A 23,100-nucleotide genomic window follows, 5' to 3' on the forward strand; every position below is an offset into this window, starting at 1 on the left:
CTACTCAAAGTTCGGTTTAGAGCTCAGAAGTCCATTCGCGACGTCCCATATACTGATTCGCACCAACCATCAGCTCTCTGTCATACAGGATTCGTCGTTACTTCTCTTCGTCGACGCCTTTATTCGTTTCAGTTAAGTTAATTCGTACTATACAGGGCAGATGAATCCATGTCAAATAAAAAAATTATAAAAACTTTGCCTCTATATGTGCATCCAAAAATGAGAAACCTTCATCGATTTTTCGAATTGACATTGTTTTTTTTCGTCTGCTATAGTCGTCCACAACAACATTTCACTCAGCTAAAGGAGAATCGATTTTGGAAACAAATAAACTAAAGCGCGAGCTGTCCACCCGGCAACTTACGATGATTTCCCTCGGGAGCGCCATCGGAACTGGGCTGTTCCTCGGAAGCGGTCTCGCGATTCAAACCGCTGGCCCGAGCGTGCTCGTCAGCTATGCCATCGGGGCGTTCATCGTCCTCTTACTCATGGGTGCTCTCGCCGAAATGACGGTCGCCCATCCAACATCCGGATCATTCGGAACGATTGCCGAGCGATACGTTCATCCACTCGCCGGTTTTCTCGTCCGTTACTCTTACTGGGTCGCGAACGTACTGGCTGTAGGGGTTGAAGTCAGTGCCATCGCCATCTACATGCGCTACTGGTTCCCAGATGTGAACGGGTTCGTTTGGGTCGCCCTCTTCGGTGGACTACTCATTTACGTCAACGCCCGTCACGTTCACACGTTCGGAACGACCGAATACTGGTTATCCTTCATCAAAGTAACTGCCATCATCCTATTCATCGTCCTCGGTGCCGCCACATTGTTCGGCGAACCAGGATCACCGATTGAGTCAATCACGACAGGAAACGAAGGCTTCTTCGCGTTCGGCTTTTACGGAATGTGGGTGACGATTTTCATCTCCCTCTTCAGTTTCCTTGGAACCGAGCTCGTCGCTGTCACAGCCGGTGAAGCGAAAGACCCGGACCAGGCTGTACCACGTGCTTTACGTGCGACAGTGTTCCGTCTAACGTTCTTCTATGTCATCACGCTCGCAATTATGCTCATGCTCATCCCATGGCAGCAAGCAGGGATTGACCAAAGTCCGTTCGTACTCGTCATGGAACAGTTCGATGTCCCGTTCGCGGCAGGCATCCTCAACTTTGTAATTTTAATCGCTGCCTTGTCGGCTATGAACGCACAGCTCTATGCATCGACACGCATGATGTACTCACTCGCGGAAGCCGGTGATGCACCGAAAGCGTTCAAAAAAATTAGCAAAAACGGTATCCCGACGTTCGCGTTACTCGTCTCAACGGGAGGGATCGTCCTTGCCGCGCTCCTACAAGTATTCATGGAGTCGTCGTATCCATTCTTGATGGGAATCTCGATGTTCGGAGCCATTTTCACATGGTTCATGGTGTTTGTCTCCCACTTGTTCTTCCGTAAGAAATGGACTGGACGAAAACTTCCCGTTCGCATGATGGGCTATCCGTTCCTCCCATTACTCGGAGCAGTATTACTCCTCAGTCTGATGATCACAACCTGGTTCACAGATTTCAACATCTTGTTGAAATTCGGCGTACCATGGTTGATTGGATTGACCATCATCTATTACGTACGAGAACAATTGCGTAATAAACAAGGTCGCTCACAAAATATTGAAAAAGCCAATTAAGTCTTCTCCCTCCGTCATGATACGGAGGGTTTTTTTATGCAAAAAGAGTTCCTTTCGCAATCGAAAGGAACTCGCAATTTAAGGCATCAGAAGAACTGACGGGGGTTGACGGTGCTTCCTGCGCTCGTTGCCGAGTACGAGTAGCCACCTTTGTGGATTTCAAAGTGTAAGTGTGGACCTGACGAATTACCAGTACTTCCCAACGTCCCGATATTCGATCCTTGGGTCACACGTTGCCCTGAACTGACAGATACTGATGTCATATGTGCATATACCGTTGTCCAAACTTGACCGTTGATGACGTGGGCGATCATGACGTGATTCCCATATGCCCCGCCCCAGCCTGCACGAATGACCGTACCTGTAGCTGCTGCATGAATCGGTGTACCAACAGGTCCTGCGATATCTAAGCCGTTGTGGAACGAGTATCCGTAAGCGCCGCTCGCTGGTCCCCAGCCTTGTGAGTATCGACCTGAAGCCGGTTGAATAAACATCGAGCTAGACGGAGCTGGCGTAGATGTCGTTGGTGCCGGCGGTGGAGTCGGCTCAGGTTTAGGGGCTGGCGCCGGTGCCGGTTTTGGTGCAGGTGTCGACGTCTTGTTTGAAGATGACGAAGACGTGGTATTAGTCTTATTGTCTTGTTTTTGTTGTGCTGCTTGACGAGCCGCTTCTGCTTTTCGTTCAGCTTCGGCCTGACGTGCTGCTTCCGCTTGTCGTGCAGCTTCTGCTTGACGCGCTTCTTCCGCTTTACGTGCCGCCTCTTGACGAGCTGCTTCTTCCGCACGTCGACGGGCTTCCTCTTCTTCACGACGTTGCGCTTCGATTTCAGCGGCAATCGCCTGTTCTTGCGCCTCTAACGTCGCTTCAATCTCTTGAAGGTCGAAGATTTGCGATTCGAACTTGATATTTTTTTCTTCAAGTTCTTTAATACGTTTTTCGCGTTGTTTCATTTTCTTTTCAAGCTCGGCTTGACGAATTTCGAGTGCTTTTTGTTGTTCGAGCAGCGAGGCACGCTCTGCTTTCAAGTCGGCCTGTGCTTTTTTCAACGACCGTTGTGTCGCTTCATAGTCGTCAAACAATTCTTGGTCACTCCGTTGAATCGTTCCAGCTGTGATCATGCGTGTGACGAGGTCTGAAAGATTTTTCGACCCAAAGATAAACTCGGCCCAGTTGATTGAACTACCACCATTTTTTTGCATCGTGGCCATCCGTTCTTTCATCATTTCTTCTTGGGCTTTCATTTTCTCTTGGTAGTCTTTAATATCAGCTTCCAAATCCTCGATTTTCATTTCAGTGCGTTTGATTTCTTGGCGCTTCATAGCGACATCGTTGATGATGTCCTGTAACTGCGCGTCCATTTTATTGACCTCTGCCTGAACTTTCGAAATCTCTTCTTTGTTCACTTCGATTTTTGATGAAGTATCAGCTTGGTCTTTCTTCACGTTATTTCGTTTTTCTTGCACTTTTTGTTGTTGTTCTTGTTTTTCTTTAATTGACGTCGATGCATCCGCAACTGTATGTGTGCTGATCAGCATCACACCTAGCGTCAGCGTCGAGACTGTGCGTTTCCAATTCATGAATGAGGTACATCCTTTCTAAAATAACAAACCTGGGTACCAGCGGAACTACATATTTTAAGCCGTTTCAGTATGTAACAAAAACGATCGATCCGTTGAGTTTCAACACGACTAATTATATCTAACTGTTAGATATTTTCCTGTTAAAGTTATATTTCAATTTTATTACGCACAAACAATAGCGTCGCTAATGAATACGCACCACTTATTATGTATCAATATCTTTTTCGACTCCCCTTTTTGACATCTTTCTGTAATGTTTTATGTAAATAGAGAATACTTTACCCTATTTTCAAATAATAAATATAGGAAGTATACATCCAATTTCCAATTGATGGGATGGCTCATCATAAAAAAATCCATGCCTCGCTTCATGTGAACATGAGCAAGACATGGACGTTACATACATATGCTATTTTTATAGTTTCGTTGCACCAACGATGACAAAAATCCAGGCGGCGATGAATAAAACGCCACCAATTGGTGTCACAGCTCCCAGTTTCGTGATTCCCGTCAATGCCATGACATATAAACTTCCCGAGAAAAAGAGAATCCCAGCAAACATGAGCCAACCGGCCACGTTAAACTGGCTGATGCTCACACGCATGAGCAGTGACGCGATCCCGATGATTCCGAGCGCATGAATCATGTGATAGAGCACACCAGTCTGCCAGTTCGCTAACATATTCGGTGATAGTCTCTCTTTTAACGCATGCGCACCGAATGCACCGAGTGCCACGCCGAGTGCCATTAATCCGGCACCGATCATTAATAAGATTTTCATTTGTCTTCCCCCTTATCTGACTTTTCGTGCTGGTAAATTCCACTTCCGATAGTAGGATATCACTCGAAGTGTCGCGACGACAATTAAAAGCGCATAGACGGCAAGGCCACCTTCGAGCTTGAAGTAGTACGTAATGACCGCAATGAGAATCGCCCAAATCGCATACACCTCAGACTGTAAGACGAGCGGCTTACGTCCGGCTAGTAAGTCACGGACGACCCCACCGCCGACCCCAGTCAGGACAGCCGCTGCAATCGCAGCGGATAAAGGTAAATCAAGCTTGATGGCGACCTGCGCTCCTTGGAAGGCGAAAGCGACGAGACCAATCGCATCGACAATCACGCCCCAGCGCTCCCAATGTGGCAAGACGACACTTGGTAGCAGGAAGATGAGGAGTGCGACAAGAAAACATAAAATAAATAAATCATTCTGTTGCCAAATCAAACTGACGGGGTTTCCTAATAGAACGTTTCGAATGGCGCCACCACCAAATGCAGTAATAAACGCGAGCAGCCAAACCCCAAAAATATCGTATTTTTCATCCATCGCAATGATGGCTCCGCTCGCCGCGAACGCAATCGTTCCGACGACGTTGAGCAATTCCCACTCCATGAACATCCCTTGCCCTTTCTTCAACGCATTGTATGGTAAAGTATAGTTACAAAAATTCAGGTCAGTCGAGCGACTGTCGTAAAGGATGTCGGTATTACTATGAAACGTATCGCTTTGTTCCGCATATGGATTATCGTCACCATGTTCGCCCGATTCATCATCCGGCTGTACGCCTTTTCACGCAAACAACAACAAGGTGTCGCCACGACCGAAGAATATGAAGCGCTCATGCTCAAGCTCGCGCGCGAGTATAAACGAAACGCACTACGGCTTGAGGGTCTATTGATCAAACTCGGTCAATTCCTATCCATTCGTGCAGACTTACTGCCACCGGCCGTCTTAAACGAGTTATCCGAGCTCGTCGACCGTGTCCCGACATCCGGTTGGGATAAGTCACGTGCGATTCTTGAAGCGGAATGGGGTGTCCCATACACTCAAGTCGTCAAAGACGTCGGCATCGATGCCGTCGCATCCGCTTCAATCGGTGAAGTATACGGTGCTACACTTCTCGAAAACGGTAAGCGGGTCGCCATCAAAATCCAGCGCCCGAATATCGAAAAAATCATCCGAACCGACTTCCGAGCCATGCGGATTGTCACGTCGATGTTGAAGCGGACATCCCTCGCAAAATCAACCGACTTAGATAGCTTATATCGCCAAATGATTTTTGTCATCGGGGATGAACTAAATTTTCAAACCGAATTAAAAAACGCCTTATATTTCAAAGCCAAATACGCCGACAATCCAGATGTTTATATCCCGGATTATCATGAGCATCTCTGCACAAATCGCGTCTTGACGATGGATTGGGTCGATGCACGCCGTATTACCGATCTCGCCTTTTTGAAAGAAAATGACATTGACCGTTCCGCCCTAGCAGAACGTCTGTTCACACTCGCCGCCGAACAACTTTTGTTCGGTGGACAGTTCCATGCCGATCCGCACCCGGGTAACGTTCAGATTCGGGCAGACGGCACCATCATTTTGCTCGACTTTGGCATGGTCGGTCAGACGACCTCACAAGATATGGCGACAATTCGAAATATCCTACAGGCGTTCATCTCGCTCGACTATGACAGCATCGTCGACGGATTAGAAGATTTACGTTTTCTCTTACCAACGGCGAACAAACAAAACATTCGCCAAGCGTTGGAGAAGGCCGTCACGTTTTATTTAGAAACCGATATCGACACCGTCGATACGAAATTGATCGAGAAGGTGTTACAAGACATTCAGTTACTCGTCAAAAACGAACCAATTCAATTACCCGCAGAGTTTGCCTTCTTTGGTCGGGCCGCCTCGACTTTACTTGGAATTCTACAAATTCTCGATCCGAAAATTGACCTATTTACACTCGGGAAACCGATTGTCATCGACTGGCTTGAGGAAGATGGAACGACCTTACAAAATCGTTACGTAAAGACAGGGATCAATTATGCGAAAAAGTTATTGAACGTCCCACCCCTTCTCGACAATTATTTAAAAGAACCGACACGAAAACGCCTGTCGGAGCAAGCGATGTTCCAGCGAAACATGGAATCAAAAGAACTCTTGCACCGTCAGACGTTCAATGCCATCGTCATTTTACTTGGTTTACTTGTCGGTCTACTCGGCTACATCCGACCAGATGAATGGCTCTTTTGGTCAGGTGGTGTCGTCTCCGTTTTGGCTTATTTCAATTGGAGACGCCTCGGACGAAAGATTCGTCATTTGGCACGCCAAGACTTTCGAGTGTAAGCGAACCGTCACTTTCAGAAGTGGCGGTTTTTTGTTGAATCCACTGTGCGATGTAAGCCCCAGCGTCTCGCATCATGCGAGTCGTCGTCCAACCCATGGTCGATACTTGAATGACGTTCGCCCGCTTTAGATAGTCACTTTCATATTGCACGAGATAGCCTTGATACGACAATTGTTTCCCCAGCGCGATGGAGGATTGGGTAGAGGGAATCGGAATGGTCAGGATACCCGGTGACTGGGCAGGACTGAGCTCAATGTGTAAGCCGTTCTCATGAAGCGAATCGACTAGGACGAGCAGCTTCTCTTCATGCGACGCGACCTCTTCTTCCGTCAGTTCGTCTAATGCGACCGCCATCGCCGAAAGGAGCGGTTCTGACTGCGTAAAGGCGATTGGTTGATAAAGTGACAAGTCAAGATAGCGTGGCACGTTTCGCATCGCTTCTGCCCGATGCTTCATGGCGACGAATGCGAGACCCGGTGCGTTCCGCAACGCCTTTCCTGAAGAAAAGGTCACGTAGTTCGCGAATCCATAGTCATAGGCAAACGTCCCAACGGCACTAATCGCGTCAATGGCAACGATGCCTTGCCATGTCTGAAGTGGTTCAAGATCGATTAAAACCCCATGTGAGGTCTCACAATGAACGGTCCATACCCAATCCGGCGCAATGCATTCGAATTGAGTTCGATCCCACCTTCCATCTCCGTCTACTGTAATGACATCAAAAGCGAGACCCGCACGCCGGGCATGGTCAATCAGGCGTTCTCCAAACTCGCCCGCATTGAGAATGACACCTTGTCCAACCAACTGAACGGCAACCGCATCATTGGCGACCGTCCCGCTTCCAAGAAGCGTATAGACGTAAGGGAGTCCGATTATTCCCGTGAGTTTTTGTTGCACCGCTTCAAGCATTCGCTTCGTTTCATTTGAACGATGAGGGCGCGGTTGCCTCGAGAGTCGCATTCGTACACGTTCTGAGCATTCAACGGGACCTGCGAGTAAACTTTTCGAACGAAGGGTCGACGCTGATTGGGATTTGTAAAAGGCAGTCCTCGTTAACATCATCGGGACATATCTCGCTTCTTCAGGACCAATCGGATCAGCAAACGGCACAAATCCAAACCGATGGTAAAGTACTTGTTCACGTGTCGTTCCACTGATGACGATGCCATCAACCTCACGTTCTGTCGCATCGTCGATGACCGCACGCATCAGTCCGGCAAATGTCCGATTGCGCCGATATGCTTTCTTCACAGCAAGAAGACGTATCTCGAGCCATTCCCCTTCAGGAATACGCACTCCCTTTTGCTCCAATGAAAACGGCCGTTCCCCTCGTAACGCACACATGGCAATCACTTCACCGTCCGCTTCCCCAATCCAATATGTATTCTCTTCATGAAACTTGTCGACGAGTCGTCGCTCCGGATTCGGTGGATGTTGCGGGATCTCTTCAACGAATGTCTCGTAATTCAACCGATGAATGGCGTCAAAATCAGACGCCACGGCTTTTCTGTATACGATCATGGTTTCCCTCCTTCACATGATGATAGACGATCACGATAGCAATCAGCATAGCCCATATGACATTCTCAACATGTCCAAGCGCAGCAAGCGGAAGTAAGATCAGCATCACTAGTCCCGTCTCACGAGAGTTACCTGTTACTTTGATGAAGAGCAACAAGACAACAAGACCACCGATAAACCACCATGGGTCATATGCCCATATGATTCCAGAAAAAACGGCATATCCCTTCCCACCTGCACGGATTCGCCAAAACGGATAAATATGCCCGAGTGTGAGCGCGAGTGCCGTCTGCCAAAAATACGGTCCGCTCATCTGTAGGACGAGAATCGTCTTGAGCACGTCGAATCCATATACGATGAGAAACGCCTTCACACCACCGATGCGATGCGCATTGCGCGCACCGGTATTCTTCGAACCAGATGTCGCTAAATCATGTCCACTTAGCACCCCATACAGCCTACCCCCAAGCAGACTCCCGACGAGATAGCCAATGATGATGATCCACATAATATCCCCTCATTTTTTGGAAATTTGTGTGCGTTTCAGAAAAACGGGTATCCTCTAATTAACTGTGCACTTTTTGGAAAGGGGAAATCAAGATGCGAGAAGAGAAAAACTTCATTAACGGGGAATGGACAGAAACCGGACAGACAATCGAGGTACGCAATCCGGCCACGGGTAACGTGATGGCCGTCGTGACCAAAAGTGATACCGCCGAAGCGACACAAGCTGTCGATGCCGCGCACGAGGCGTTACAAGAATGGCAACAAAAGACAGCAGAAGAACGAGGCGAACTACTCAATGAATGGAATCGTTTGATTACAGAACATACGGAAGAACTCGCACGGACGATGGTAGAGGAACAAGGCAAGCCACTGAAAGAAGCAATTGGCGAAATCAACTATGCGAACGGATTCATCGACTGGTATGCGGCTGAAGGACGTCGCGTATACGGGGAGACAATCCCTGCTTCATCAAATCAAAAACGAATCTTTGCCATCAAGCAACCGGTTGGCGTCATCGCAGCCATCACACCTTGGAACTTCCCGGCTGCCATGATTACACGAAAAGTCGCGCCTGCGCTTGCCGCAGGTTGTACAGTCGTTATGAAACCTGCATCAGCGACACCGTTGACTGCCATCGAACTAGTTAAATTAGCGGAGAAAGCCGGATTCCCAAAAGGGGTCATCAACCTTGTCACAGGACAGGCATCAGATATCGTCAAAGCATGGCAACAAGATAAACGCGTCCGCAAATTGACGTTCACAGGATCAACGGAAGTCGGGAAAATGCTGATGCGCGATGCTGCGGATACGATGAAAAAGATTTCGCTCGAACTCGGTGGACACGCTCCGCTCATCGTCACAGCGAAGGCGGACTTAGACAAGGCCGTTCCACAAGCGGTCGCCACGAAGTTCCGTAACGGTGGACAGACATGCGTCTGCGCAAACCGAATTTATGTCGAACGTGCCGTCGTTGATGAATTCTCGGAACGTTTCATCAAAGAGGTCGAAGCCTTGAAAGTTGGGAACGGACTAGAGGAAGGCGTCGATATCGGTCCACTCATCGATGACGATGCACTCAGTAAAGTCGAAAAGCATATTGAAGACGCTCAGATTCGTGGCGGTGAAGTGTACGGTGGTGAGGTGCTAGACGGCTTATTCATCCGGCCAGCCGTCATTCGTTATGCGAATGAAGACATGCTCTGCATGAACGAAGAGACGTTCGGACCTGTCGCGCCGATTGCGACGTTCGATTCACTCGACGAAGTGATCAAGCGGGCGAACAATACACCGTTCGGCTTAGCCGCTTACCTGTTCACGCAAGACATCAATGAAGCCGTCTATTTAGCGGAGTCATTAGAATATGGAATCGTCGGTGTGAATGATGGTCTTCCGTCAACTCCACAAGCGCCGTTCGGTGGATGGAAAGAGAGCGGACTCGGCCGGGAAGGTGGTCATCACGGCATCGAAGAATTTTTAGAGGTCAAATACATCTCACTCGGGTTGTAAGTGTAGGCATACAAAAAGGCTTGTCGACATTGTTATGCGACAAGCCCTTTTTTTATCGGTTGACCCATTCGACTAAATCGTTCGGCGATTGGATGACGTGATCTGCAAGCGCCCATTCCTCTTCATTCCCAAATCCGAACCCTGTCAAGACGACCGGGAAGTCATGTGCCCGCGCTGCCTCGACATCCGATTTGCGATCGCCGACCATCATATAGTCCGCCTCACCGTGACGAACACGGTGTGCTGTCAGAATATCTGCCTTCTTCTCGCCACCGACAGACTCCAAACATTCCGGTGCCGTCATATAGGAACGAATCTGTTGCGTATCTAAAATCAAGTTCATGTAGTGAACGCCACAGTTACTCGCCGTCGTCAACGTATGTCCTTGCTCGTGAAGCGTCTCCAACATCTCACGAATTCCGTCAAATAAGACGTTCTGCCCTTCCATCGTCTTCTCGAGCGTCGCGTGGCGCAATCTACGGATGAGACGAATCTCTTCAAGTGTCGCTTCTGGGATGACATGCTCCCAAAACGCATTTCCTGCCAAGCCGTATCCTGAGCGGACCGCCTCTTCGCTCGGTTTCGGAAGGTGAGGAAGCTCCTCGAGCGCCTCATGAATCGCCTTCGTCATCGGTCCAGTCGTATCTACTAACGTGCCATCGATATCAAATAAAATCACTGCCATTGGATTGATCCCCTCTCTTTCACTCTCTCCCTACCGTAGCAGAATCCCCGAAAATGCAAAAGAGAAAACGTGGTGACAAAAAAATGACTGAACGAATCCGTTCAGTCGCATCTATTATCCTCGCCAGAAGCTCATTCCGCCTTTTACCGAATAGACGTCGGTATATCCGGCACTCTTCAGCATCGCTGCCGCACGTTGGCTACGCATCCCGCTCTGACAAATGACATACACAGGACGTTCTTTGTCTTTCGGATACTTCGACTGTGCGTTCCCGAATCCAGAAAGAGGAACATTTTTCGCTTGCTTGATATGTCCACCGCGGTATTCATGTGGCTCACGCACGTCCAATAATTGAATATTTCGTTCTTCCGCGATTCTTCGCTTTAAATCGTCTGTCGAGACCGTTTTGACATTGTTACGACGACTCCACCAAAAATATACGATTCCGATGATGACCGCTACAAAAAGAAAGTCCAACATATTTACGCCTCCATTTGCATTCATTTCTTACACCCATTATACCCCCTAAGGTATTTAAGTCAACGAATGTGAATCCACAAAAAAACCACATGTTCATGACATGTGGTTCAAAAATCGAGCAATGAATCCGATTTCGGTTGTTCGTCTTCCTCCATCGGAATGCCGAGAAAGGCAGCCATCTGTCGATCAAGTGGCGGTTTTGTCTCGTTCGTAGGTGTCGACGTTTGCGGCACACCGACCGCTTTCGCTTCTGACGTCTCATCTAGAAGTAATTCACAAAAGCCCATTAACTTTGCTAAATGACGCTTTTGCACTTCACCGGTCGACAATTCAATCTGTGTCATCACCTGACGCATTTGGGCGATGACTTGTTGTTCTGTAATCATAGTCCGTACACATCCTTTACGCTTCCATTGTGCAGGATTTCATCCTCGATTCGCAAGTATCCTCATCGATTCCTTGACTCGACCCAATTTAAAAAGGCGTCATAGTCGAAACGAACTTGATTTGCATAAAAATCAGCCCATCTCGATAACTGTCGAATAAAGAGGGACGGGGAGTCACCGATTGCCGCCGCGATTCGTTCGCTTGCCGTATAGTCGAGCACATTCGATGTCGCATCGGCTCGAGTATGAATTTTTGCCGTGATTTGCGCCTGAACTTGTAACGTCTCAATGAGCGATGTCTCATCTTTCATGTGTTTCGCTTTTACTTTTCGCTTATAGGGCGAACGCTGCCTGACATAATATTCTTTGTCATCAATCGTCAAATAGCCAAGATATGGGTCCCGACTGTGGACCATTGCCCGTTGTGCGGCAACGACACGAGCCCCTTGATGAGACAACCCGTTTTCAAACAGTAGGTGTGTCGGAAGAAAGAGGGACGGAACAGCGGATTGCGCTTGTTTCATCTCTAAAATGACATCTTCATCGTGCTCCTCATCGGCACCTTCAATCAAAATATAGTAGCGTTCAAGCCCGATGGAAGCCGTGCCGCTTTGTAGCTTGATGGCGATGTCTTTGATGTCATAGTGATCGGCGTGATGGCGATGTTGATCTGACAAGGAAGACAGATAATCACCCCATGCCGCTTCGATTTTTTCCCGTACTTCCGAGGAAACTGGAATCAGGTCGTCACTTGTCGAAAAGTAGCGTTCTTCGTCCCTCACTTCCGTTCGTTCCGACATGAACTCATCTTTCTTCTTCTCCGCTTTTTTAATGACTTTTTTGACCGCTTTACACGTGTTGTCTTTCGTGAACTGAATATGTTCACTCCGTCCAGATGCATGTTGCTCGATGGCATCCGCATAAGTCCGGGCAAATGCCTCGATTGCTGCTTTGCCGTCAAATCCTGATTCGGCTGCGAACAAATCGACGGAAACCGCCATCCGCAATAAATCGAACAAGTAGGAACCGATGTACGCTTCGTCAAAGTCGTTCACATCATAGATGATGGTCCCGGCTCCGTCCTCGAACACACCGAAATTTTCAAAGTGTAGGTCGCCTTGAATGAACGTCGGATGATCGGGACCTGTGTCAAAAGCAATCGGCACTTTCGCAAAGTCGTAGTAGAACAAGTGTGAGCTCCCTCGAAAGAATGAGAATGGGCTCGAACTCATCTTCGTATACTTCTCTTGTCTCGCCTCTTCAGAAAGATGACGAATCGACTGGTCATAAAAATCCAGTACGGTCCCGATTGTCTCGCACCGAATTTGTTGTTTGACGGCTGTGAACATACGGTTCTCTCCCTCACTTGTTGAATAAGTGTTTATATTCCCCGTACCCAGCCTCTTCAAGCTCTTCCACAGGAACGAATCGGAGAGCGGCCGAGTTGATGCAATAGCGTAAACCGCCAAGCTCTTTCGGACCGTCATCAAATACATGCCCGAGGTGACTGTCACCTTGTTTCGAACGGACTTCCGTCCGAACCATATGGTGCGTCGTGTCCATATTCAAATCGACTCGTTTCTCTTCGATCGGACGCGAGAAGCTCGGCCATCCACAGTTCGATTGGAACTTATCGTGAGACGTGAAGAGCGGAGTCCCGTCAATGATGTCGACGTACAAGCCTTCCCGTTCTTCATCCCAATATTCATTTTGGAACGGTGGTTCTGTTCCATTTTCTTGCGTGACTTTATATTGCATCGGCGTCAAGCGTTCACGAAGTGCTTGCTGTTGTTTGCGATCGCTCCATGCCTCTTTGATGAACTTCGCGCGTCCCGAACCGACCCGATACATCTCATAACGGAACGGGTTCTTTTTATAATAGTCTTGGTGATAGTCTTCCGCTTCCCAAAATGTTTTTGCCGGACGAATCTCGACTTCGATTGGTCGGTCAAATCGTCCAGAGTCTTCCACTTCCTGTTTCGAACGCTCCGCTGCAGCTCGTTGTTCTTCAGTATGATAGAAGATGGCCGGACGGTAAGATTCACCACGGTCGTTGAACTGACCTCCACCATCTGTCGGATCGATTTGACGCCAATAGATGCGGAGTAATTCCTCATACGATATAACCTCAGGGTCAAACGTGATCTCGATTGCCTCTAAATGTCCAGTCGTCTCTGAACAGACTTGTTGATATGTCGGGTTGTCGACATGTCCTCCGGTGTATCCCGAAATGACACGTTCGACTCCCTCATATTTATGAAACGGTTTGACCATGCACCAGAAACAGCCTCCCGCAAATGTAGCTTTTGCCATAATAAATCCCTCCTTACTTTGTAGTGTACCCAAAAATGTAGCAAGACAACAAAAAACGAGAACCACAAAATGTGTTCTCGTTTCAGTCTTCTTCGACTTGATTCACATGACGCATTACTAAAAATAAGATGACTCCAACAATCGCAGCCCCTAAAAGCGTCAACACCATGTTATCTCGAGCCGATAAAGTATAAAAGATCGCTAATCCAATCAAGATGAGCGCAATCGGAATAAACGCTCGTTTAAAATGATCCCAGTAACGCACGGACAGTCCTCCTTTTCTCTTATCATACCAAACTTTCGATTTCTCATAGCGAAAGTTCTAAATGATGGGACAAATCACAGCATAGACAAAAGGAATCAACGATGATTTCTTGAATACTCACTTTAGGGATTTTTTCGCCCGCAGGTTATGCCTGTCTGTTTCCAAGAAGATGCATTATACTGTAACTAAATATTTCCATACAGGGTAAGGGGGAGCTTCGATGCTCGCAATCATAAATGCGTTTTTCATCAACCTGTGTATCTTGTTCACGCTCTTCACCATTTCCTTTTTACCGTTTCGCAATCGACCTCGCTTGACACCACAGTCTCCATTGAAAGGAAGAGTGTTGCTCGGTGTGCAGACAGGACTGATTGCCACGTTGCTGTTAGCCAACGCCTTACATCTAGAAGGCGTGCTGATTGACTTACGCGCGATTCCAATCATGCTTGCGGTCTTATTCGGCGGCTGGGTGAGTGGTACGGTTGCCGGTGTCATTTTTCTAATTGTTCGCGCTCTCGTCGTTTGGTATACAGACGGCGCCATGATTGGGCTTTACTTAGCGTTTGCGACTATGTTCGTTCTCGTTGGATCAATCAGTATCCTCCGAACGCGCATAGACAATACACGTGCTACCTTACTTGTATTCACTACAATCAGTGTCGTCATCTTCGGGGCGGCCATTTATGCTGCACTCCCTCTCAGTCTCTTCTATCCCGTTTTGATCATCTATACATTGATGTCTTACGGTGGAGCCTGCGCCGCTTATCGACTACTTCTTGAATTACGCCGTCACTTCGAGAACGTTCAACATCAGCAACAACTCGCACGTACCGATGCGCTCACCGGGATTGCCAACCGGCGTCTCTTGAACGAAGCGATGGCCAATTTGACGGTTGAGGCTGAGGAATATGCGTTAATCTTGGTCGATATCGATCATTTTAAGCGCGTGAACGATACGTACGGACACGATGTCGGGGATGACGTCTTACGTGAGCTCGGTATGCTCCTTGTTAACGAGAGCGAAGAACGCCATTTGGTCGGGCGTTTCGGTGGCGAAGAATTTTTAATCGTCATGCCACATGCGACACGTAACGAAGTATCACGGCTTGCCGAATCTATTCGAGAAAAGGTTTCTACTTTTCCGTTTGAAACGAGTGCCGGTACATTACACATTACCGTTTCGCTTGGAGCCTGTCATTCCAACGATATTGAAATCGATAGCGTATTAAAACACGCAGATGAAGCGTTATATCACGCAAAAGAGTCTGGACGAAATCGTTTCATCCTAGCTTCTTAATGTGTCAACATCTTCACACTTGGCGGTGTTTTCTCGCTTTACTTTCTCGAATCGAATCGGTAAACTAGGCTAGACTTTGGTTCGTATTGGTACATCATGATTTATTCAGAAAAGGGGAAACATCGTTCATGTCAGTTTTGTTATCGTTATTTGGAATTATGTTTATCGGCTCATTCGCGCTTGATTATAAACGGGGTAAAACGCTTCAGCAATCAGCACTCGGGGGCGTTCGCTCGATTCAGCAGAACCTTTGGATTTTCTTCCGTACATCGCTATCCATGATGATTGTCATCGGTCCACTCCTGTTGATTTCCGGGTTCTTTTTCTCGGAACTCGTGTCGTTTAACACCGTCCCATCTTTCATCATCGCCGTTCTGAGCATCGGCTTCGCTGAACGAATCGTCGGAATGACCGTGGCACCACTTGTTCGGACGTTTTGGCATCAACGTGGCCGACTGATGCCACTTTATTTAGACGCGGCACTTTATGTATTTCTTTTATCTATACTCGTGTTAGAGTTTTTGATGAACATCCCAGGTATTCATCTTCAGTCACCGTTCATCGCGGTATTTTATGCGTTCGCCCTCTTCTTCACGAGATATTTGTTCAGTTTGATCCGATTCACGGTTCAAAAAGGCGTGGCCTCGAATTAATTCAAGACCCAATCCGTACGTGTTCGCACGTATGGATTTTTTTCATGATTCTCATTGACAATGATAATCGTTATCAATTATACTCTAGTTGTAGCTTCCCAAAAGCTTGGCGTGTACGTTCCCCAAACACATCACGTCACGTGGATTCCCCTCCACGACACTCTTTTGAAAGTGTTGCGACAACCCCCATTTGTTGCACCCATATTTGCCAAAAACAAGACGAGCAGCCCACCGACGGGGCCGCTCGTCTTTTTTATGATGCGAACACTTCTTGTTCGATTTGTTTTAATTCATAGAACATGCCACGTTTCACCATCAGTTCCTCATATGACCCGACTTCGACGATTTTTCCGGATTCCATGACAATGATTTGATCAAACGCTTCTAGACCGGTCAAACGATGACTGACGAGAATCAACGTCCCTGTCCCGGCTTGTGTCAACAGTTCAGAGAACACATGGGCCTCCGTACCGGCATCGAGTGCCGATGTCGGTTCATCGAGCAACCAAAGTAGCCCATTTTTGAGAAGTGCCCGTGCGATGGCTAACCGTTGCCGTTCCCCACCTGACAAGTTTGCCCCTTTCTCAAGGACTGGTTCGTCTAGCGTGAATGATAAACGAACGCGCTCAAGTACTACGTTCATCTCTTCGTCTGTGAAATCACCCGCTAACGCCAGATTTTCTCGAACGGTTCCGTAAAAGAAATGATTGTCTTGCAAGACAACGCTCGCATGTTGCCAAATGGCTGTCTGTTTGACATCGTTCACGTTGTACTCATCCAACCGAATCGTGCCGTCTTCCGTCCGAACGAAAGCCAAGAGCAGTTGAAGTAACGTCGACTTCCCTGACCCGCTTGGTCCCACGATGACCGACTTCGAACCACTCGGGATGTGTAACGTCACCTCATCAATCACATTTCGATACGTGTCTGGATAGCGATACCGTACTTCTTCAAATGAAATCGATGGCGATGTCGTGAACGTCACGTCATGACGTGTCGCCTCACGCGCTGCAATCACTTCACTCGGCTCCGTCACTTCAAACAGACGATCTGCCGCTTGTTTGCTGTCCGCAAAATGACCAGGGAAGACAGCCATCGGCGTCGTATTCTCAAACGCTGTGAGCGACATCATGATCAGCATTGCCAAGAACAATCCGTTCAAGTCTCCATTTACCACCTGATACGCACCGATGGCCAAGACGCCCCATGAGACGAGTAAGGAAGCCGCGACGACGAGCGCCGAATTGAAGAACTGATTCGTCGTATCTTTCCGCTCCGCCTCCATGTAACGCTCACTGTGCGAATAGACAGCTTGTTTCGTGCGCTCGAGTTGATGATGAAGTTTCAAATCCCGGTACCCGAACAGCATCTCTGTCAAGTGAATCGATACATCTCCACGTAATGCGCGAATCGTCTCGTCATGACGGGCACGAATTCGTGCAAATCCGAGTGGAATCAAGAAGCCCGTGATCAGTACACCAAACAAGATCCAGAGACTGACCGTAAACGAGAAGAACGTGACGAAGTAAATCGTGCTCAAAAAGACGAGGACGAGAATGATCGGCGGATAAAACACGCGCAGGAAATAGTTTTGAAGACTCTCCACATCCCCGACGACGCGTGCGAGCAAGTCCCCGCTCCGATATTTCGCGAAGATGGACGGAACGAGCGGCTCTAACTGACGATAGAACCGGACACGCAACTCACTTAAAATCGTAAACGTCGCCCGGTGTGAGGCGAGACGTTCACGATAACGACTTCCCGCCCGAATCACACCGAACAGCTTAATCAAGACGACAGGTACCATGAGCGCATATAGTGGCGGGACGAGCCCCGCCCGTGATACGAGATAGCCACTTGCAGCGAAGAGGGCGACCGCCGCAATCCCTGCCGCATATCCAAAGAAGATGGAGAGAAAGATATCTTTTTTCTCGCGCATCATCCATTTTGTGATGGTCCAAAGCGAATTCATCGGCTCACCCCTTTCTGAAGTGCAAACAGTTCTGCATACTCTGGGACAGCGAGTAACGCTTCGTGCGTCCCTTCTGCGATTCGTTTCCCGTCATCCATGAACCAAATCGTGTCCGCCTCTTTGATCGTATGCAGACGATGCGCAACCGTGATTAACGTCGCACCTTTCGACAGCTCTTCAATCGAGCGTCTGACAATCCGCTCTGTTTTCAAATCAAGGCCGGTCGTCGGTTCATCAAACAATAAAATACCGGGGCGCTTAAAGAAAGCACGTGCGAGTGCAAGGCGTTGCCGCTCCCCACCAGATAGTCCGAATCCTCCCTCTCCGAGCTCTGTCCAAATCCCGTTCGGTAACTGATTGATCACATCGGATAGACCAGCTGCCTCGGCTGCTTCGAGTAACGCACGCTCGTCAGCCACTTCACCTAAAGCAATGTTATCGGCGAGTGTCCCGGCGAACAGATACGGATTTTGAGAGATATACGCAATATTTCCATACCAGGCAGATTCCTCATACGTATGAAGTGGTTCACCATCCACGAGGACGCGCCCTGATTTCACTTGCAAAAGTCCTGAGATCACGTTAAGGACAGTCGTCTTCCCGGAACCGCTCGCGCCGACTAACGCAAGGTGGGTGCCGGACGAAATGCGACCACTCAATGGCTGAAGGGAAAATCGTCCACCTGCGTACTCAAACGATACCTCTTCTAGTTCAAGGTCCGGTGTCCGTGAACGAAGCGATTTCGTCCCCCACTGGATGCGATCATCCGGGGCGTCTAACACGTCAAAAATGCGATCCGCTGCGCCCATACTGCCACGTCCCGTATGAAAGGCGCTACCTAGATCTTTGATAGCCAAGTAATACTCTGGCGCCAACACGAGAATCAAGAAGCCCGAGAAGAACGTCAGGTTCTCCCAAACGACCATCTGTAGCGCGACTTCTAGCGCCACGACGCCGGTACTGAGCATCGAGATGAATTCTAACATGAGTCCAGATAAGAATGCCGTCTTTAAGACGACCATCGTCGCATCCCGAAAGTCGAGACTGCTCTTCTCAATCGCTTTTGCTTCCTGTTCGGTTCGATTATAGAGTTTGAGTGTCGTCAAACCTTGTAAGACATCGAGAAACTTCCCGGAAAATTGATTCATCTTCTCCATCTGTTCTTCCGATTTTTTCTGTGTCGCAATCCCGATGATAATAAAGAACAACGGAATAAACGGCGCCGTCACCATCATGATGACACCTGAAATCCAATGTTGGCTGAAGACAACAACCAAAATCAGAAGCGGAATAATTGAGGTTTGGATTACTTGTGGCCAGTATTGACTGAAGTAGGCATCTACCTCGTCAACAGCATCCATGAACACACTCACTTTCTTCCCAGACTGTCCCGTCAAGGACGACTCGACCGGACTCGTGGCATAGCGTTCTAGCAATTGCAGGCGTAACGTCTGCTTCGCCTTTTCCGATAAACTCGCTCCGATTCGTCCGGAGACATAGCCGAAAAGCGCTCGCGCCAACAGGGCCACGATGAGCCAAAGTAACGCCGGAACGACAGCTTCAAATGATTCATCTTTTAAAAAGATACGGTCGACAATGTCGACGATTAAATACGCTTGTGCCAAAATCGATAGGCCAATCATGACCGCAGACAACACGAGTCCGATGATGTGACCTCGCTCGGCGAACGCAAGGGTTTGCAGTCGTTTCACTGCATTCATCCTTTCTCTGTTCACAATCCGATTGCTTTGTGAGATTCATCACTAATTATACAATATGCTACGTTTTGAAGCGAACGCTCCGCTCGTTCGAACATGCAAAAGACGCCCTCTCCTGAGTGGCGTCAATCAAAGTCCTGCTCAAAATATTCGGGATGATCGATGACGAGCTGGTGCGCATCCATTCGAAGCACCTCTTCTTTTCGAAGCTTTGTTAAAATCGTAGAAACCGTCTCTCTGGACGTTCCGGAGAGACGAGATAATTCCATCGCTGTGAACGGACAACGGACACGTATCCCTTGTTCATCCGGTTCACCTAAATCTTCGATTAAGAAGTGGATCGTATTGAGTACGCGTTCTTTTGCGCTCGGGGTGATGATTTCTTGGACACGCCGCTCATGCAAATCCAAAATGCGATTCATCTGTCCGATGATATAGAGCAGCATATTCGACTGTGTGGATACAAAACGCTCGAATCGGTCTGTCGGAATGTAAATGACCTCAATATCCGTCACTGCTTCAGCCGTGTGACGATAGTCTTCCTCCGTGAATAATCCATTGTATGGGAAGAACTGTTTCGGCTTCACATAGTCCGCATACTGATGCGTCGCATGCTCGTTCATCCGTTCGAGTCTGACGTATCCACTCATTAAGAAATACACGCGCTCTCGCGGATCCCCTTCCATGAACAACAGTTGTCCTTTTCGATACGTTCGACAGTAGACGTGCGGAACGAGTTGTTCGAGCGCCCGACTCGAACAGTTCGAAAATAACGTCAACTGTCGTAAATCATCTACTGTCCACATATGTCGCATCATACATCCCCTCATTTCTAATCGACTCCTCTATCTCAAGTATATAGGGATTTTTCGTGAGAACGCTTTCAAAAACCGACAGTTTTCTGACATGACAAAAAGGGGGTTCCCCCCTTTTTCAGTCCAACATCAGTTCTAATAGCGCATCTTGCAAATCTCGATCGAGTTCTAACGCATGGAGGCCAAACAACCAGGCCTCGAGACGCGTCTTCGTCGTCGCCATCTGATACAAACGATCTTTCAAATCGTAGGCGATTTCCGCGCGGTCTAAGAACCGATAGAGACGGTCAAGTCGATGGGCGTTCTGTGTCACATCGACAGGAAGTGTCACTGTCTGCTCTTGTTTCCATTCACCGAGTGGGATGTGTAGCGTCTGCGTCTCCGCATCATAATCCCCTTCTCCGACGACCCCACGAACTAGAATCGTCAACGTCCGATTTGCCGGGACGAGTGTCAGATCACCTGATGTCTCGATGTGAAGCGTCCGCGCTTCCCAGTCGAGCGTGAACGTCGTTTCAAGCGAGGCGCCCGTCTCATAGTCTCGGCTTTCCCCGTCATCTTCATACATCGTGAACGTGTTCGAGGCACCTGGAAAGATGAGTACTTCTAGCTCGCTCGGATTCCCCGTCTCATTCCCATGCGGTCGATGCGGCATCATTGGAATGATTGCACCCGCTTTGGCGAAGACCGGTTGTTCATCGAGTACACGGAACACACGAATCGACTTGTCGCCTTCATAACGATGTCCCGTGAAGAAATCAAACCATTCTCCCTTTGGTAGCCAGACATTCGTTCCGGCGACATGGAGCTTTCGGTCCATCGGCGTGACGATTGGGGACACAATGAGTTCACTACCAAAATAAAACTGATTCGGTACTTGATAAGCCGTTTCGTCATCGGGATGTTCGATATACATCGGTAGCACAAGTGGTAACGCATCGGCATGGTTACGATAGTTCATCGTATATAAATAAGGGATGAGTTCGTGACGCAGACGTAAGAATCGCTTCATCGACTGTTCGGCTTCGGTCCCGAAACGCCAAGGCTCTTTCCCGTTGAAGGTGCTGAACGTCGAATGGAGGCGCATGATTGGACTAAACACCCCGTATGCGACCCAACGCGCAGCGAGCTCATCGTCTTTTTTCCCAAGCTGATGGCCTCCGATGTCATGACTCCACCACCCGTAACCGATATTTGTCGCTGTCGCTGTAAAGTACGGCTGAAAGGCAAGTGATGCCCACGAGATGATCGTGTCTCCTGAGAATCCGACCGGGTAACGGTGGCTCCCTGGTCCGGCGTAACGAGAGAAAATGAGTGGCCGCTTGCCATCACGGGCGATATCGATGGCGTGATAATGATTTAACATCCACAACGGATCGAGTCCTTCCATCTTCGAGGTCGACCCCTGTTGCCAATCGATCCACCAAAAATCAACGCCATCCGCCTCATGTGGATGATGCATTTGTTCAAAGTACGCTTGAATGAATCGTTTGTCTGAAAAATCGAACGGGATTCGATCTCCCGATTCCGGATCAATTCCCATCGCCTCCGCCATCGCCGCATATTGGTCTTCAAACGCACGAACCCCGTCCGCCGGATGCAGGTTCAACGTCACCATCATTCCCTCATCCTTTAACCAGTTGAGGAATCGCTTCGGTTCAGGAAACAAGTTTTTATTCCAAGAATAGCCCGTCCAGCCGCTCCCGTACTCTTCCGGGATGTCCGTCACGTGCCAATCCATATCGATGACACTGACCGAGAACGGAACATTTTCCGACTTGAACCGGCGCATCAACGCCTTATACTCTTTCTCGTCATATCGCCAATAGCGGCTCCACCAGTTTCCGAGCGCTTTACGCGGTAGCATCGGTGTCGGACCTGTCAACGTATAAAAATCGCGAAGTGCCCGTTTATAGTCATGACCATATCCAAAGTAATAAATATCATGAATCCCTTTTCGTCTCGGCTCAACGAAGCGATCATCCGTCATTAAAAACGAGGATGAATCATCAATGATCGCATATCCTTGTTTAGAGAGAATCCCTTCTTCTAATTCGGTCGCCCCGTCTACATGGTCGAGCGTCCGCGCTGTCCCTTTCAGCGTCCGTTCAGGACCGTTAAATTGATAACGACTATAATACGTACTAAAGTTCCCTTTCACGTCCACGTAGAGCGTGTTCGGCGCGAACGGACCTTTCGTATAATATAAATGGACATGTTCGGTGATGATTTGGAGTTCTGTCTCATCTTCAATCACTCGAAAATCAGGCACATCAAACTCCCGATTCCATGCCACTTGCGTGGCACGGTCTTCAAAGACACCGTCCTCCGCATACTCCATTCGAATCAATTGACTCGTCAATACGGTAAAGCGATAGCAGCTTCCTTGAACGATTGCCTCTTCTCTTGCTTTTGGTCTCATCCACGACTGGTACACATGATTTTCTTCGAATAGGCGCATACATTCGAGCGTTTCCGCTCTCCGTCACTTCCTTCCTGAAATAAGTGCAAACGTTTACACTGAATAGGATAGCAATCTCATTTTTGGCATACAACATTCCTTCCCCTTGAACCCAGGCAGAAAACAAAAAA

General features: G+C 48.4%; 20 protein-coding genes and 1 other annotated feature (1 of these 21 running past the window's edge). Of the genes, 5 read left to right on the forward strand and 15 right to left on the reverse strand.

Annotated elements, in window-relative coordinates; translation table 11 throughout:
* Positions 1-123 (reverse strand) — a binding site (T-box leader) (it extends 106 nt beyond the left edge of the window).
* A gap of 242 nt (positions 124-365) precedes the next feature.
* Entirely contained in the window at positions 366-1,679 is a 1,314-nt protein-coding gene (locus KNO66_RS09635) for an amino acid permease (protein ID WP_251127384.1), read from the forward strand.
* Between the two features lie 86 nt (positions 1,680-1,765).
* Here KNO66_RS09635 and KNO66_RS09640 read toward each other — a convergent pair whose 3' ends face one another.
* From KNO66_RS09640 to KNO66_RS09650, 3 genes are all read right to left on the reverse strand, one after another.
* Positions 1,766-3,256: a murein hydrolase activator EnvC family protein gene (locus tag KNO66_RS09640; protein ID WP_214742210.1), complete on the reverse strand. Its 1,491-nt coding sequence runs from the start codon at positions 3,254-3,256 to the stop codon at positions 1,766-1,768.
* 418 nt (positions 3,257-3,674) lie between these two features.
* Positions 3,675-4,040, reverse strand: a complete 366-nt coding sequence (locus KNO66_RS09645) for a DUF423 domain-containing protein (RefSeq protein WP_214742211.1) — start codon at positions 4,038-4,040, stop codon at positions 3,675-3,677.
* Between the two features lie 12 nt (positions 4,041-4,052).
* Complete coding sequence (locus KNO66_RS09650; RefSeq protein ID WP_012727503.1) at positions 4,053-4,658, reverse strand: trimeric intracellular cation channel family protein; 606 nt, start codon at positions 4,656-4,658, stop codon at positions 4,053-4,055.
* Positions 4,659-4,751: 93 nt separating this feature from the next.
* On the opposite strand from KNO66_RS09650, the gene KNO66_RS09655 reads away from it, so the two are divergent.
* Positions 4,752-6,389, forward strand: coding sequence for an ABC1 kinase family protein (locus KNO66_RS09655; RefSeq protein ID WP_214742212.1), 1,638 nt, complete (start codon positions 4,752-4,754; stop codon positions 6,387-6,389).
* On the opposite strand, the gene KNO66_RS09660 is transcribed toward KNO66_RS09655, so the two are convergent.
* Together KNO66_RS09660 and KNO66_RS09665 are read right to left on the reverse strand one after the other, a co-directional pair.
* On the reverse strand, positions 6,328-7,911 hold the full coding sequence (locus tag KNO66_RS09660) for a GNAT family N-acetyltransferase (RefSeq protein ID WP_214742213.1): 1,584 nt from the start codon (positions 7,909-7,911) through the stop codon (positions 6,328-6,330). The two genes, KNO66_RS09655 and KNO66_RS09660, sit on opposite strands and share 62 nt — an antisense overlap.
* Positions 7,880-8,419, reverse strand: coding sequence for a glycerol-3-phosphate acyltransferase (locus KNO66_RS09665; RefSeq protein WP_214742214.1), 540 nt, complete (start codon positions 8,417-8,419; stop codon positions 7,880-7,882). Before KNO66_RS09665 ends, KNO66_RS09660 begins: the two co-directional genes overlap by 32 nt.
* Positions 8,420-8,511: 92 nt before the next feature.
* Between KNO66_RS09665 and KNO66_RS09670 the strand changes: the two genes are divergently transcribed.
* Positions 8,512-9,924, forward strand: coding sequence for an NAD-dependent succinate-semialdehyde dehydrogenase (locus tag KNO66_RS09670; RefSeq protein WP_214742215.1), 1,413 nt, complete (start codon positions 8,512-8,514; stop codon positions 9,922-9,924).
* A 52-nt stretch (positions 9,925-9,976) separates the two neighbouring features.
* On the opposite strand, the gene KNO66_RS09675 is transcribed toward KNO66_RS09670, so the two are convergent.
* The 6 genes from KNO66_RS09675 to KNO66_RS09700 all read right to left on the reverse strand — a co-directional run bounded on the left by KNO66_RS09675 (position 9,977) and on the right by KNO66_RS09700 (position 14,053).
* Positions 9,977-10,609, reverse strand: a complete 633-nt coding sequence (locus KNO66_RS09675; RefSeq protein WP_214742216.1) for an HAD family hydrolase — start codon at positions 10,607-10,609, stop codon at positions 9,977-9,979.
* A 114-nt stretch (positions 10,610-10,723) separates the two neighbouring features.
* Positions 10,724-11,089, reverse strand: coding sequence for a rhodanese-like domain-containing protein (locus KNO66_RS09680; RefSeq protein WP_214742217.1), 366 nt, complete (start codon positions 11,087-11,089; stop codon positions 10,724-10,726).
* A gap of 107 nt (positions 11,090-11,196) precedes the next feature.
* Complete coding sequence (locus KNO66_RS09685; protein ID WP_214742218.1) at positions 11,197-11,475, reverse strand: DUF5327 family protein; 279 nt, start codon at positions 11,473-11,475, stop codon at positions 11,197-11,199.
* 62 nt (positions 11,476-11,537) lie between these two features.
* Complete coding sequence (locus KNO66_RS09690) at positions 11,538-12,824, reverse strand: DUF2252 domain-containing protein (protein ID WP_214742219.1); 1,287 nt, start codon at positions 12,822-12,824, stop codon at positions 11,538-11,540.
* Between the two features lie 13 nt (positions 12,825-12,837).
* Positions 12,838-13,788: a peptide-methionine (S)-S-oxide reductase MsrA gene (gene msrA / locus KNO66_RS09695; RefSeq protein WP_214742220.1), complete on the reverse strand. Its 951-nt coding sequence runs from the start codon at positions 13,786-13,788 to the stop codon at positions 12,838-12,840.
* A gap of 82 nt (positions 13,789-13,870) precedes the next feature.
* Complete coding sequence (locus KNO66_RS09700) at positions 13,871-14,053, reverse strand: hypothetical protein (RefSeq protein ID WP_031422036.1); 183 nt, start codon at positions 14,051-14,053, stop codon at positions 13,871-13,873.
* A 220-nt stretch (positions 14,054-14,273) separates the two neighbouring features.
* On the opposite strand from KNO66_RS09700, the gene KNO66_RS09705 reads away from it, so the two are divergent.
* Together KNO66_RS09705 and KNO66_RS09710 are read left to right on the forward strand one after the other, a co-directional pair.
* Positions 14,274-15,350 carry a diguanylate cyclase gene (locus KNO66_RS09705; RefSeq protein ID WP_214742221.1) on the forward strand — a complete coding sequence of 359 codons (1,077 nt, stop codon included), beginning with the start codon at positions 14,274-14,276 and terminating at the stop codon, positions 15,348-15,350.
* A 128-nt stretch (positions 15,351-15,478) separates the two neighbouring features.
* Positions 15,479-16,003, forward strand: a complete 525-nt coding sequence (locus KNO66_RS09710; RefSeq protein WP_214742222.1) for a hypothetical protein — start codon at positions 15,479-15,481, stop codon at positions 16,001-16,003.
* A 253-nt stretch (positions 16,004-16,256) separates the two neighbouring features.
* Here KNO66_RS09710 and cydC read toward each other — a convergent pair whose 3' ends face one another.
* The 4 genes from cydC to KNO66_RS09730 form a co-directional block, all read right to left on the reverse strand.
* Positions 16,257-17,975 (reverse strand): thiol reductant ABC exporter subunit CydC, encoded by a 1,719-nt coding sequence (cydC, locus tag KNO66_RS09715; RefSeq protein ID WP_214742223.1) that lies wholly within the window; start codon positions 17,973-17,975, stop codon positions 16,257-16,259.
* Positions 17,972-19,696, reverse strand: coding sequence for a thiol reductant ABC exporter subunit CydD (cydD, locus tag KNO66_RS09720; protein ID WP_214742224.1), 1,725 nt, complete (start codon positions 19,694-19,696; stop codon positions 17,972-17,974). The genes cydC and cydD overlap by 4 nt, the downstream gene beginning before the upstream one ends.
* 122 nt (positions 19,697-19,818) lie before the next feature.
* The gene (locus KNO66_RS09725; protein ID WP_214742225.1) at positions 19,819-20,508 is read right to left on the reverse strand and encodes a Crp/Fnr family transcriptional regulator; all 690 of its coding nucleotides are present in this window, start codon (positions 20,506-20,508) and stop codon (positions 19,819-19,821) included.
* A gap of 118 nt (positions 20,509-20,626) precedes the next feature.
* Positions 20,627-22,969 carry a glycoside hydrolase family 31 protein gene (locus tag KNO66_RS09730; RefSeq protein ID WP_214742226.1) on the reverse strand — a complete coding sequence of 781 codons (2,343 nt, stop codon included), beginning with the start codon at positions 22,967-22,969 and terminating at the stop codon, positions 20,627-20,629.
* Between the last annotated feature and the right edge of the window lie 131 nt (positions 22,970-23,100).

Origin of the sequence: Exiguobacterium sp. s48 (assembly GCF_018617395.1) — a bacterium.
Taxonomy (GTDB): domain Bacteria; phylum Bacillota; class Bacilli; order Exiguobacteriales; family Exiguobacteriaceae; genus Exiguobacterium.